Origin of the sequence: Kribbella sp. VKM Ac-2569 (genome assembly GCF_004216905.1) — a bacterium.
In the GTDB taxonomy this organism is placed as follows: domain Bacteria; phylum Actinomycetota; class Actinomycetes; order Propionibacteriales; family Kribbellaceae; genus Kribbella.
This window is the reverse complement of record NZ_SGXJ01000005.1, coordinates 620,646-633,313: the sequence shown is the minus strand read 5'-3', so window position 1 is coordinate 633,313 and position 12,668 is coordinate 620,646. Positions and strand designations below refer to the sequence as shown.

At 66.9% G+C, this 12,668-nt stretch carries 13 protein-coding genes; 4 read left to right on the top strand and 9 right to left on the bottom strand.

The window, feature by feature from the left end; translation table 11 throughout:
- The first annotated feature begins 772 nt into the window (after positions 1–772).
- A complete protein-coding gene (locus EV649_RS34030) occupies positions 773–1,444 on the top strand; it encodes a class I SAM-dependent methyltransferase (protein WP_130387750.1) in 672 nt (223 codons plus the stop codon).
- A 4-nt stretch (positions 1,445–1,448) separates the two neighbouring features.
- On the opposite strand, the gene EV649_RS34025 is transcribed toward EV649_RS34030, so the two are convergent.
- The 3 genes from EV649_RS34025 to EV649_RS34015 form a co-directional block, all read right to left on the bottom strand.
- Positions 1,449–1,676 (bottom strand): hypothetical protein, encoded by a 228-nt coding sequence (locus tag EV649_RS34025; RefSeq protein ID WP_130387749.1) that lies wholly within the window; start codon positions 1,674–1,676, stop codon positions 1,449–1,451.
- Between the two features lie 70 nt (positions 1,677–1,746).
- On the bottom strand, positions 1,747–1,950 hold the full coding sequence (locus EV649_RS34020) for a KTSC domain-containing protein (RefSeq protein ID WP_130387748.1): 204 nt from the start codon (positions 1,948–1,950) through the stop codon (positions 1,747–1,749).
- Between the two features lie 52 nt (positions 1,951–2,002).
- On the bottom strand, positions 2,003–2,356 hold the full coding sequence (locus EV649_RS34015) for a helix-turn-helix domain-containing protein (protein WP_130387747.1): 354 nt from the start codon (positions 2,354–2,356) through the stop codon (positions 2,003–2,005).
- A gap of 139 nt (positions 2,357–2,495) precedes the next feature.
- Here EV649_RS34015 and EV649_RS34010 point away from each other — a divergent pair, with 139 nt between their 5' ends.
- A complete protein-coding gene (locus tag EV649_RS34010; RefSeq protein ID WP_241999017.1) occupies positions 2,496–2,789 on the top strand; it encodes a hypothetical protein in 294 nt (97 codons plus the stop codon).
- 73 nt (positions 2,790–2,862) lie between these two features.
- Here EV649_RS34010 and EV649_RS34005 read toward each other — a convergent pair whose 3' ends face one another.
- Positions 2,863–3,915, bottom strand: a complete 1,053-nt coding sequence (locus tag EV649_RS34005) for a hypothetical protein (protein ID WP_198682834.1) — start codon at positions 3,913–3,915, stop codon at positions 2,863–2,865.
- An 89-nt stretch (positions 3,916–4,004) separates the two neighbouring features.
- Positions 4,005–4,634, bottom strand: coding sequence for a hypothetical protein (locus tag EV649_RS34000; RefSeq protein WP_130387746.1), 630 nt, complete (start codon positions 4,632–4,634; stop codon positions 4,005–4,007).
- Positions 4,635–4,834: 200 nt separating this feature from the next.
- Between EV649_RS34000 and EV649_RS33995 the strand changes: the two genes are divergently transcribed.
- A complete protein-coding gene (locus EV649_RS33995; protein WP_130387745.1) occupies positions 4,835–5,659 on the top strand; it encodes an aldo/keto reductase in 825 nt (274 codons plus the stop codon).
- On the opposite strand, the gene EV649_RS33990 is transcribed toward EV649_RS33995, so the two are convergent.
- From EV649_RS33990 to nrdR, 4 genes are all read right to left on the bottom strand, one after another.
- The gene (locus EV649_RS33990; RefSeq protein ID WP_130387744.1) at positions 5,656–6,729 is read right to left on the bottom strand and encodes a methyltransferase domain-containing protein; all 1,074 of its coding nucleotides are present in this window, start codon (positions 6,727–6,729) and stop codon (positions 5,656–5,658) included. The two genes, EV649_RS33995 and EV649_RS33990, sit on opposite strands and share 4 nt — an antisense overlap.
- A 60-nt stretch (positions 6,730–6,789) precedes the next feature.
- Positions 6,790–8,421, bottom strand: a complete 1,632-nt coding sequence (locus EV649_RS33985; RefSeq protein ID WP_130387743.1) for a helix-turn-helix transcriptional regulator — start codon at positions 8,419–8,421, stop codon at positions 6,790–6,792.
- A gap of 87 nt (positions 8,422–8,508) precedes the next feature.
- A complete protein-coding gene (locus EV649_RS33980) occupies positions 8,509–11,412 on the bottom strand; it encodes a vitamin B12-dependent ribonucleotide reductase (protein ID WP_130387742.1) in 2,904 nt (967 codons plus the stop codon).
- Positions 11,413–11,514: 102 nt separating this feature from the next.
- Positions 11,515–12,009, bottom strand: a complete 495-nt coding sequence (gene nrdR, locus EV649_RS33975) for a transcriptional regulator NrdR (protein ID WP_130387741.1) — start codon at positions 12,007–12,009, stop codon at positions 11,515–11,517.
- A gap of 331 nt (positions 12,010–12,340) precedes the next feature.
- On the opposite strand from nrdR, the gene EV649_RS33970 reads away from it, so the two are divergent.
- Positions 12,341–12,655 (top strand): metal-sensitive transcriptional regulator, encoded by a 315-nt coding sequence (locus tag EV649_RS33970; RefSeq protein ID WP_277875730.1) that lies wholly within the window; start codon positions 12,341–12,343, stop codon positions 12,653–12,655.
- Positions 12,656–12,668: the final 13 nt, after the last annotated feature.

Here is a 12,668-nt window from a genome sequence, read left to right as displayed (position 1 = left end):
GAAGAAAATGCCCAATGCCTGTGAACGGGGATACTTCAATTTCGGCATTGACTTTCGGCACGCTGTTGAGTTCTCAAGAATCGGACGCACACCGCGCTTCAGACTTTCGTTTGAAGCTCCGGGGCAACTCGCCCAACTTTACTGTTTCGCTTCCAGCCGGTCAAATCGGCCTTTTTCGATCCAGTCTCCCTGCGCGACTCAGTGTCCGAAACCCGCCGAGGCGTGTTTCGGCTTCCGAGACCTTCAGGGAGTTTGTTGAAGGGCCGGCCGCTTTCGCGTCCTGCGCCTCGCTCCAACAAGAAGAACATTACTGACATTCGTGGTGCAGATGCAAATCGGGGTCCCGGACCTTCGTCCGAGCCTCCCGGCACCTGCCCTCGACACCGTGATCCGGCGTCGAGGGAAGCAGTGCTGGTCCCTCTGGTCACTCCACTCGCACGCGTCTCCGCGAGCGACACTTCCATCATGCCGCACCCGCACAAGTCGTTTTCGGCGGGACCCCCACGCAGCACGGGAGACACCCAGACAGGCGACGTACGAGACGACGCACTAGACGATGGGAAGACGACCAGGTGGGAGCCAGTCGGCTCCCACCTGTCACGTACGGCACCGTCCAGCAGACGCCTCTCGGCGAGTGGCCGCTCGTAGCGGCTTAGGTTGAGGCCCGGGGTCATGTTCCGGACGGCATGAGGTGTAACTCCACTCCCCCACGACCTATTCCCACACAGCTGACCGTGCGAACCGCGCCCCGAGCCGTCGATACTGTCGCGCTATGTCTCGTGCCTTCCAGAGAGCGCTGACCACCCTGGCTCGCTTCAATGACGCGCACCCTTGGTCCCACAACGACGCCTATGCGACGCTCGTACTCCACCACGCACGTCGCGTCCGCGCAGCCGGCGGCACGGACGCCCTTGACGTGGGCTGCGGGACAGGAAACCTCGTTCGCCGGCTCGCCGGTGTCGTTCCCGCAGTCACCGGCCTCGAGCGCGATGCCGCAACCGCAGAGCAGGCTGAGCACACGACCGCGGACCTCGCCAACGTCCGCATCCTGACGCAACCGTTCGACGAGTTCCACGGAAGCAGCTACGACCTGATCACCTTCGTGGCTGTGCTGCACCACCTGCCGTTGGAGGCCACGCTCGAGAAGGCACGCGAGTTGCTGCGCCCGGGCGGCCGACTCGTCGTGGTCGGCGTCAGCCGGGAAGCACGAGGAGATCTTCCGTGGTCGATCGCCTCGATGATCCTGAATCCGGTCGTTGGCATCGCCAAGCACCCGCGACGAGCACACACCGTTCCCGCGCATATGACCGCACCGACCGCCATGGCCGCGGAATCGTTCGAGGAGATCGCCCTCGCCGCTCAGCGCATCCTCCCCGGCGCCCGGCTCAGCCGCAGCCTGTTCTGGCGATACAGGCTGACCTGGAAAGCCCCGGGCTCGCGGTAGCCGGTTATCGCGACGGCTGAGGTGCCGAACAGTCGATCTTCGGGTTGGCCCCGACATAGTTGAGCGGTCCCGCGACGACTGTGACGAGCACGGTGCCAACCTTGGCGCACGACGTGCGCGAGCTCTCGAAGTAGTTCCGCTGGGCCGCAGCCGCCAGGCCGATGAGCAGCCAGACGAGCACGACAATCATGATGGCCCGGGAACGGGACGTGGAAATTCTGCGGGTAGGCATGTCCATCTCCTGCCGTGGACGAACCCCCGTGCGACCCACCTCAGGTGCCCGCTGCGAACGTGACAGAAACTCAGATCTCGCGGACGTCGTAATGCGGCTTGATGTGTTGGTTGACGTACGCGCCGATGCTCGGTGCGGCCAGGAGCGCCGCATAGGTCGGCTGCGGTACGTCGAAGTACTGGTAGATGTAGCCGTTGACGTACTCGAGCTCCAGCGTGCCGTCGGACCATCCGACCGATCGCACACTCGACGAGTTCACCAGGCGTCGCCTCATCCGCGGCTCCTTCCGCGCTCGCACTGCGCCGCCCAGTCTGCCGTTCCCGCGGTCAAGGCGAGGGCGATCGCTCCGGATCCTCGGCCTGCAGGCGGGCCAGGACGCGCGTGAGGTCACCGAGCGCCGTGTTGAGCTGAGTCAGCACTGTCTTGTCGATCGGCCCCCGGCCCTGGTCCAGGCCGAGGTTCGCCGCGAACCGGAGATGGGCGTCGGGCGGCGCCTTCTTGAGGTAGGTGTCGAGGGCCTCCTGAAGAAAGGGACTAGGCACGAGCTCGGGTCTCTCGCGCCACTTCGTGAGCGTGCGCGGTGAGATGCCGAGCTGCTCCGCGAACGCCTCGTTCGTCAGCCGCAGCGCCGTACGCAAGGCGTGCGCATGCCGGCCGGTCCATTCCTCGATGACTGTCATCCGTGCTCTCCCTTGCGTGTCAGTTACTCCCTGCAATTGAGAATATTCGTTTCGGTGACCGCCTGAGGGCAGAATTTGTGCGCTGTGGATACCGGTTGAGTTCCTGGTGAAGACGCCCGGCCGCGCGTTGACTTGAGCCATGGACGAGATCAGCGGGAGAACCGCGACGCTGCTGCGCACCACGCGACAGCGTCATCTGCGCATCGCGAGCAAGTCCGGACCACGCCGCTTCGAGCTGGTCCGCTACCGCGACGTCTCCGGTGTCAGCGGTACGGGCGTTGTCGCGGAGGGAGTCGAGTGGAGCGACGGGACAGTCGCACTGCGCTGGCGCGGCCACTACCCGACCACGACCGTGTGGCAGGACGGGATCGACGCGCTGCTGAGCATCCATGGGCACAACGGTGCGACCACGATCCGCTGGCTCGACGACTAGCCATGCGCACTCGACTCCGGTGGGGCGGGCCCACCCTGCAGACAGCCCGCCTCACCGGCCTCCCCTCGGCGGCCTACTCGGTGAAGAACTGTTCCCGGTACGTCGTGCCCGGCTCGGACTTGGAGCCGTTCAGTTCGGACCGGACGGGACCGGTCTCATGACGGCCGTCCTCGCCGGCGCCTGCGTGCCTCGGCACCGGACGCTGCTCCGTCTCCCCGGAGCTGTCCTGGCTCGGAGCAGTGCTGTCCTGGCTCGGTGCAGTGTCGTCCTGGTCGGCCTCGGTCAGGTCCTCGATTGCCGTGCTGAAGGCGAGTTCGGCGCGGGTCGGCCGTCGGCGTTCGATCTCCTCGGCGGTTGTCCGCCGTACCGGGAGATCGTTCGCCGCGGCCGACAGTTCGGCGAGGGTGTCGAGCAGGCCAAGGGCCGTCTCGACCTCACCCGGATGATTGACCATCCACCAGACCGCGGCCGATCCAGGCGTGGCGAAGACGTCGTCCTTCAGGTACGCGCGTTTGTCCTGCTCCATCCGGCGTTCGAGCAGTGTGGTCTGCTCGCGGCGATGCAGGGCGGCGAGGTGCTGGAGGTGCTTCTGATCCGCGTCCGGCAGCCGCAGCCGTACTTCGGTCGCCCAGCTCCGGACCTGACCCTTCTCGTCCAACGCCGGCTCGCCGAGAAGCGCGGCCAAGCGGTGCTGGTTGAGGGATTCCTCGGTCACCTGCTGCCGTACGGTCAGCGCTCGCGCCCTGTCCAGCAAGGCGTCGACTGCGACGGCGCCGAGATCCGCGTGACGCGAACCCGACAGCACCGTCGACCACTGCACGACGGCCGAGAAGCTGAACTGGAAGTCCGGCGAAGCCGACGGCAACCGCACATCGGCGACCGTCCTCGACGGCGGTCCGGAGAAGACCGGGTCCGGAGCCGGCAGTACGACGGAAGGCGCCGGCGTCTGCTTCGCGACGACAGGACGAGGCTCGTCGGGCTGCTTCCACACAACCGCCAGCAACACCAACAGCACCACGCTCAGAACCACAGCCGCCCAAGCCGGCAGCCCAACGACCAGCGAAACGACGTACAGAACCAGCACAATCGCGGCAGCCGTGAGGAGAGAGTTCCGGTGCAGCTTCATGGCGGCATTCCTTCACCGGCGTCGAGCGGACGACGAGTCTCCAAAAGTCTCACACGACTAACGCAAAGTAACCTCCGGGCGCGTGTCGGTCAGCCGGTGAGGGAGCGGAGGGCTTGGCGGGAGGGGGTTAGGAGGACTGGTTTGTAGGGGCAGGGTTTGTCGGTGAGGGTTTCGTAGGCTCGGATGGCTCGGTTGGCGGCGTCCCAGCCTTGTTCGGCGGGGGTGCGGCCGAGGCCTCGGTTGCGGACCAGGGCGCCGTAGAAGGCGGAGCAGAAGACGGTGGCTTCGTACCAGCCGATGACGGTGCTGGTGCCGATGTAGGTGACGTCGCCCTGGATGCAGTCGCGGATGGCGCGTTGCCATTTGCCGATGCCGGTCTTGCAGCCGTCGGCGATGACGACGCCGCTGGCGATACCCCACTGGTGGTCGAGGAACCAGTCGGCGAGGGACTTCAGGGAGACCTGGGTCTTGCCGTCGGTGGACAGGAAGGACGGCTCCTCGCTGTGATCACCGTGTGCCATCACGTGCAGCACGGTCGACGGGGTGGTGAGGGCTGAGAACGCGGTCTCGTGGTCGCGGGTGCGGACGAAGTTCACGTCGATGAAGGGCTGGTCCCAGCCGGCGTTGATGTTGCCGGTGATGCCCTGCACGAACGACATCGACGCGTCGAACGAAGTGTCCAGACCGAGATCCACGAGAGTGACCAGCCGATTCTTCATAAGCCCACCCCTCCAACGCTTTTCGTCGCCCGTCGCACCATGATGACCCACGGATCCGACAGTTCGCGTACGGATATCCCGGCGCTGAGACAGCCGGTTCCAGCCGTACGCCGTACGGCGGATTCGGGTGACCGCGGCGGCGGGTGCGGACGGTGATCGGCCTATCGTGGCTGGGCGCGTACGCCGAAGGAGGAGACCGGATGAGTCAGGTACCAACAGTCACGTTGAGTCACGGAACCGCGATGCCGCGGGTCGGGCTCGGGACATCGCCGCTGAACGACGCGGACGCCGAGCGGGCGGTGAGTACGGCGCTCGAGCTCAGGTACCGATTGATCGATACGGCGGAGAACTACCGGAACGAGGTCGGCGTCGGACGGGCGCTGCGGAACGCGCCACGCGACCAGGTATTCGTGACGTCGAAGTTCAACAAACGCTGGCACAGCGTCGACGGGCCGCGCCAGGCGTTCGAGGCCAGCGCGGAGAAGCTCGGCGTCGAGTACCTGGACCTCCTGCTCATCCACTGGCCGAATCCTGAGCAGGACCGGTACGTCGACGCGTGGCAAGGACTCATCGCGCTCCGGGAGGCCGGCCTCGTCCGCGCGATCGGTACGTCGAACTTCAAGCCCACGCATCTGCAACGGCTGATCGACGACACCGGCGTCGCGCCCGAGGTGAACCAGGTCCAGCTCAGCCCGGTGTGGACGAAGGCATCCGAACGTGCGTTCCACGAGCGGCACGGCATCGTGACCGAGGCATGGAGCCCGCTGGGGAAAGGCACGGATCTCCTGAGCCACGCGACGGTTCAGGAGATCGCAAAGGCTCACGGGCGCTCCGCGGGACAAGTTGTCTTGCGGTGGGAGACGCAGCAGAACGTCGTACCGATCCCCAAGTCAGCCAATCGGGAGCGGATTGCGGAGAACCTGGCGGTGTTCGACTTCGACCTGACCGACAGCGAGCTCGCGTCGCTGGCAGCCCTCGACGGCACCGGCCGGCCCCCGGCCGACTCGGACCGCTCCGGCCACTAGCCCTTGCGGGCGATGTAGTACGCGTTGAACGCGTCGGCCTCGATGTGGGTCACGGCGGTGGACGCGAAACCGGCGTCGTCCAGCATCTCGAGTGCCTTCTGCCGGCCCCAGACGGTGCCGAGGCCGTCGCCGCCGAGGGAGAGTGACACCGTCATGCAGTGCATGGTCGAGATGCCGTAGAGGAAGGTGGCGAACGGGTGCTCCACGTTGTCCTCGAGATTGCTCGACGCCTCGATGTCGACCATCAGGAAGACGCCGCCCGGCCGGAGCGCCGCCGCGATGCCGGCCAGGACGTCGGCGGGATGAGCCTGATCGTGGATCGCGTCGAAGGCGGTGATCAGGTCGAAACGCTCGAACTCCCCCAGCGTCGCGGCGTCCCGGACGACGAACTCCGCGTTCGCGAGTCCCAGCGCGGACGCCTCCGCCTGAGCGGCGGCGACGGCTTCGGCGGAGAAGTCGTAGCCGACGCACCGGCTGCGCGGGTACGCCGACGCGATCAGGTTGATGGCGTGGCCGCTGCCGCATCCGATGTCGGCGACGTCGATGCCGTCGACCAATCGGTCGGGAAGCCCAGGCACCAGCGGGAGGATCGAATCCAGCAAGGCGGCGTCGAAGACGGCGCCGCTGTCCTCGGCCATCAGCCGATGGAACTCCGTGAACTCCGCGTACGAAACACCGCCACCGTGACGGAAGCATTCGACAAGCTGTGACTCGACTCCCGCCAGCAGAGCGATGAACTGAGTCGCGCCCGCGAGGTTGTCAGGTCCCGCTGACCGCGTCAGAAACGCGGCGTGTTCGCGCGGCAACCAGTACGTCGTCCGACCGGCGTCGTACTCGACCACTCGGGCCGCGGTCATCGCGCCCAGCCACTCACGCACGTACCGCTCGTTCAGTCCCGTCGCGCCGGCGATCTCGTGACTGGTCGCCGGGGGCAACTCCGCCAGCGCGTCGAAGAGGCCGGTCTGATGTCCGATGCTCATCAGCAGCGCGAGCATCCCGTCGTTCAGTACGTCGCCCATCCGCGCACCGAAAGTCTCGATGCGGGTGGTGTCCAGCAATGCTTCGGTCATGGTGTTACCTCCGAGAGCAGCATGTCTCCGAGGGACGGCACCGGGCATCGGTGAATTCGCCTATTCGCTGACCTGGGTGAGGTAGGCGGCCGCTTCGGTCCGGTTCCGTACGCCGAGCTTGGACAAGATGCTCGCCACGTGGTGCTCGACGGTACGACGGCTGATGTACAGACGGGCCGCGATCTCCGGATTCGGCAGGCCTTCCGCGAGGACCGTCAGCACGTCGAGCTCGCGCTTCGTGAGCAATCCGGCACCACGAGATCCGAGACGGGACGCGCTCGCGCCCGCTGCCCGAAGCCAGGCTGTCGCCGCGTCGGCGTCCATCGCGGCACCGAGATCCTCGAACACCGCCAGTGCCATCCGCGCCTCGGCGACCGCGGGCGCCCGGTCGGCGGACGACATGGCGCCGGCCAGCATCATCCGGGTCCGCGCGACCTCGAGTGGCATCTCCAGCAAACCGAACCAGGTCTGTGCCGCCGAAAGCCGCAGCACCGCTTCGCGAGACCTGCCTTCGGCCACCAAGGTCTGTCCGCACAACCGTGCACCGCGCGCCGCGATCAGCCCGCTGTCGGTCGCCGAACCGAGCGCGGTTAGCCGCGCAGCTTCCGCAGCAGCACCGGTGGTGTCACCGGTCATCAGACACGCCTGCCCGAGAACCTCGCGGAACCGGGCCTCCTCCAGCGGCGTGGTCTGACCGAGTTGGCGCTGGATCAGCGAAGTCGCCGACGCCACCTCTCCGCCGGCCAAGTAGATGGCTGCCAGGACCGGCTGCACGATGGTGCGGTCCTCGAACCCGGTGAGGAGTCGACGAGCCTCAGCCAGCCGCCCTTGCGCCAGCCGAAGGTCAGCGAGGAACGCGGCCGCCTCCGCTTGGACAGCCGGCAGTGCGTCCTGTGCGAGTTCCGCGGCCGCGGATAGTTCGATCTCGGCCCGTGGCCAATCACCGGTGCAGGCGAGAACAGCGCCGTACGACGCCCGGCACGTCGCGTGCAGGTACGGGCAGCCGTAGCGCGCGATGAAGCCGTCGAGCGACCGGGTCCATTGCACGACGCGCGAGAAGTCGGCGCCGCGTACGCAGGACCGCATCAGCAGGCAACTCGTGAAAACCACCGTGTCGGGCCGGGTGCCCTCACCGCCCAGCGCGCCCGCGAGCGCCTCGTCTAGCAGCGCCGTACCCTCGAGCACCTGTCCTTGGTTGATCAGGGCCGCTCCCCACAGGCTCAGCGCGCACAACTCCAGGTCGCGATCGCCGGCCTCGGCCGCGATCTCGTACGCCGCTTCGGACCAGGCAGCGACCTGTGGTGGGTCGTCCGTACAACCTGCTCTGGCGAGCGACGCCCAGGCACCCACGACCGGATCGCCGAGTTGCGACGCGATGCGTACTGCCCGCGCGGCCCAGCCTCGCGCCGCGGCGCGGTCGCCGAAGTTGGCGTCGTACAGAAGGCTCAGGCCCAAGGCAATGAACACAGCCTGTGCGGGGTCGGTACGACGGAACTCGGCATAGGCCCGCTCCCAGCTGGAGAACGCCGTACGGACGTCGCCGAGCCACCACTGGGCGTCACCCAGCCCGGCCAGGCCCCGTGCCGTTGCCGAGATCCCGACCGAGTCACCGAACGCGGCCCGAGCCGCGACCCAGTCCCCGGCGCCGAGCGCCTTCTCCCCGGCTGCGAGGAGACCGTCGATCCCCTCCACGACTCGACGGTAGACGCGCTGCGGCCCCCGGGGGAAGTGGGAAGTTCCCGGGGGCCGTGGCGCTATCAGCTGATGGTCAGCGGCAGGTCAGCTGCAGCCGGAGGTGCTGCCGCAGCCTTCGCAGACGTAGCAGGAACCGCTGGGGCGCATCTTCGTGCCACAGGTGAAGCAGAGCGGGGCATCCACCGAGGTGCCGGTGATGAGCTCCAGCATCTCGGCGGTGGTGTGGGCCTCGCCCTTCACCGGCTTGGCCGCTGCCGCATCGGCCGGCTTGTCGACAACCTCCGAGGCGACCTCGGCGACCGGCTCGACCGTCTTCAGCGACTCGGGCTCGGAGACCTCGACCGGGGCCAGCTCGTACGAGCCGGTGTCGAGCTGCCGGGACCGCTCGTCCGCCGAGTAGATGCCCAGGGCGGCCCGCTCGTCGAACGGCAGGTAGTCCAGGGCCAGGCGGCGGAAGATGTAGTCCATGATCGACTGTGCCATCCGGACGTCCGGGTCGTCGGTCAGACCGGCCGGCTCGAACTTCAGGTTGGTGAACTTCTGGACGTAGGTCTCCAGCGGTACGCCGTGCTGCAACGCGATGGAGATCGCGATCGAGAAGGCGTCCATCACCCCGGCGAGCGTCGAACCCTGCTTGCCCATCTTCAGGAAGACCTCGCCCAGACCGTCGTCCGGGTAGGAGCCGGCGGTCATGTAACCCTCGGCGCCACCGACCGTGAACGACGTGGTCCGCGACGGCCGCGACTTCGGCAGACGCTTCCGGGTCGGCCGGTACTCGATGACCTTCTCGATGATCTTCTCGGCGACGGCGGGCTCGACCGAGTCCGCGGCAGCCTTCTTAGCAGACTTCCCGTCCGCCAGCGGCTGACCGACCTTGCAGTTGTCGCGGTAGACCGCGAGCGCCTTCAGGCCGAGCTTCCAGCCCTGGAAGTAGACGTCGGCGATCTCCTCGACCGTCGCGGTCTCCGGCAGGTTCACCGTCTTCGAGATCGCACCGGACAGGAACGGCTGCGCCGCCGCCATCATCCGGACGTGGCCCATCGGCTTGATGGCCCGCTCGCCCATCGCGGTGTCGAAGATCTCGTAATGCTCCGGCTTCAGGCCAGGGGCATCGACCACGTGACCGTTCTCGGCGATGTACTCGATGATCGCCTCGATGGTCTCCTCGGTGTAGTTGTACTGGCGCAGCGCCCGCGGGACCGTCTGGTTCACGATCTGCATCGACCCGCCGCCGACCAGCTTCTTGAACTTGACCAGCGAGAAGTCCGGCTCGATACCGGTGGTGTCGCAGTCCATCATGAAGCCGATGGTGCCGGTCGGCGCGAGCACCGACGCCTGCGCGTTCCGCCAGCCGTTCTTGGTGCCGATCTTCAGCACGCCCTCCCACGCCGCGGTGGCGTGCTTCTGGACGTCCTTGTCGATCTCGTGGATGGTCCGGATCGCGTCGTTGGCCGCGGCGTGCTTGCGCATCACCCGGGTGTGCGCGTCCTTGTTCCGCTCGAAGCCGTCGTACGCGCCGACGATGCCGGCCAGCTCGGCGGAGCGCTTGTACGACGTACCGGTCATCAGCGACGTGATAGCGCCCGCCAGTGCGCGACCGCCGTCGGAGTCGTACGCGTGACCGGTTGCCATCAGCAACGCGCCCAGGTTCGCGTACCCGATGCCCAGCTGCCGGTACGCGCGGGTGGTGACGCCGATCGCCTCGGTCGGGAAGTCCGCGAAGCAGATCGAGATGTCCATCGCGGTGATGATCAGCTCGACCGCCTTGACGAACTTCTCCGAGTCGAAGAGGTCGTCGTCGCGGAGGAACTTCATCAGGTTCAGCGAGGCCAGGTTGCAGGACGAGTTGTCCAGGTGCATGTACTCCGAGCACGGGTTGGACGCGGTGATCCGGCCCGTCTCCGGCGTCGTGTGCCAGTCGTTGATGGTGTCGTCGTACTGCAGACCCGGGTCGGCGCAGGCCCACGCCGCGTGCGAGATCTTGTCGAACAGCTCACGGGCGTCGACGGTCTCGATCACCGAGTTGTCCAGCCGCGCGCGCAGCCCGAACTCACCCCTCTCCTCGACCGCCCGCATGAACTCGTCCGAGACCCGGACCGAGTTGTTCGCGTTCTGGTACTGCACGGAGGTGATGTCGCGACCGCCGAGGTCCATGTCGAAGCCCGCGTCCCGCAGGACCCGGATCTTCTCCTCCTCGCGCATCTTGGTGTCGACGAACTCCTCGATGTCGGGGTGGTCGACGTCCAGCACGACCATCTTCGCCGCGCGCCGGGTGGCGCCGCCGGACTTGATGGTGCCGGCCGACGCGTCCGCGCCGCGCATGAAGCTCACCGGGCCGGACGCCGTACCGCCGGAGGACTGGAGCAGTTCCTTCGAGGAGCGGATCCGGGACAGGTTCAGGCCGGCGCCGGAGCCGCCCTTGAAGATCAGGCCCTCTTCCTTGTACCAGTTCAGGATCGAGTCCATCGAGTCGTCCACGGCGAGGATGAAGCAGGCCGACACCTGCTGCGGCGAGGACGTGCCGACGTTGAACCAGACCGGCGAGTTGAAGCTGAAGTACTGGTGCAGGAGCATCCAGGTGAGCTCGTGCTCGAACACCTCCGCGTCCTGCGGCGAGGTGAAGTACCCGTGCTCCTCGCCGGCCTTGCGGTAGGTCTTCACGACCCGGTCGAGCAGCTGCTTGAGGCTCCACTCGCGGTTGTCGTGACCGATCGCGCCACGGAAGTACTTCGTGGTGACGATGGTCGACGCGTTCACGCTCCAGAAGTCGGGGAACTCGACTCCGCGCTGCTCGAAGACCGTCTCACCCGTCTTCCAGTTCTGCTGTACGACGTCGCGGCGCTCCCACGTCACCTCGTCGTACGGGTGGACGCCTTCGGTGCTGAAAACGCGCTCGATGGTGAGTCCCGTGGGCGCGTTCTTGCGCCCTCGGAACCCGGCCGCCGACCGCTTGGTCGACCCCGAGTGGCCGGTCACCGTCTCTGTCATGGTTGCTCCTCGCCCTGTGTCTACTACCGCGGTCTGTCGGGACCGCCCCGTTGGTGTAACGCCTGTAACGCCTGAACTACCTGGAACTACCGTTCCCCCGGTTTATGTCTGCTGGGTCGGCTTCAGCGGGTCCGGCTCGGTGCCCTGCGGCTCCTTCTCGGCCCGCAGCAGCGCGATCTCCGTCTCGAAGTCGTCGGCGGACTCGAACTGCCGGTACACGCTCGCGAATCGCAGGTACGCGACCTCGTCGAGCTCCCGCAGCGGCCCGAGGATCGCCAGTCCGACCTCGTGCGCGGGCACCTCCGGCGAGCCGCTGCCCTTCAGCGCGTCCTCGACCTTCTGACCCAGGCGCGCGAGCTGGTCGGCGTTCACCGGCCGGCCCTTGCACGCCTTTCCGACCCCGTTGATGACCTTCTCCCGGCTGAACGGCTCGGTCGCGCCGGAGCGCTTCACGACCGTGAGCTGCATCTGCTCGACAGTGGTGAACCGCTTCTCGCAGACCGGGCACTGCCGGCGGCGGCGAATCGCTCCGCCGTCCTCGGCCACCCGGCTGTCGACGACCCGGGAGTCGGCATGTCGGCAATACGGACAGTGCACGACGAATCACTCCTCCCGTGCCACCCGCGAGGGGTGGGTTGTGGATCAGCCTGGGGACAACTTGTGTAGAACCTGTGTGCAACTAACCACTACCTGTGGAAAATTACACCCGTGTAACCACTACATCTAGGGATCCTAGATCGCTGCTCCGACAGTTTGCAAGCACGCCCCGGTTGCCCGCGCGTGTCATAGGTTTCAACACTCGCGCGGCCCCGTGTACTCCCGCGTGGCGCCACCGCGGCGACCCTTTCGAGGCGCAAACTACGGCCCGCACAGACCACTCCCCGGGACCGGTGCGGGATAGGGTTCGGCGGGACCCAGGGAGGATGTGGTGAGCGTGACCGAACCGGTCGACGAGCATGCGCAGCACGGTTACATCGGCGACAAGAAGGCGTACCTCGCGCGGCTGAAGCGGATCGAGGGCCAGGCCCGCGGGTTGCAGCGCATGGTCGAGGACGAGAAGTACTGCATCGACATCCTCACCCAGATCTCGGCCATGACGAAGGCGCTCGAGTCCGTCGCGCTCGGTCTGCTCGACGACCACCTCACGCACTGCGTGGTCGACGCCGCCGCGGCCGGCGGCCCGGAGGCCGATGCGAAGATCAAAGAAGCGTCCGCTGCGATCGCACGGCTGGTGCGCTCCTGACCGGCGTGCATCA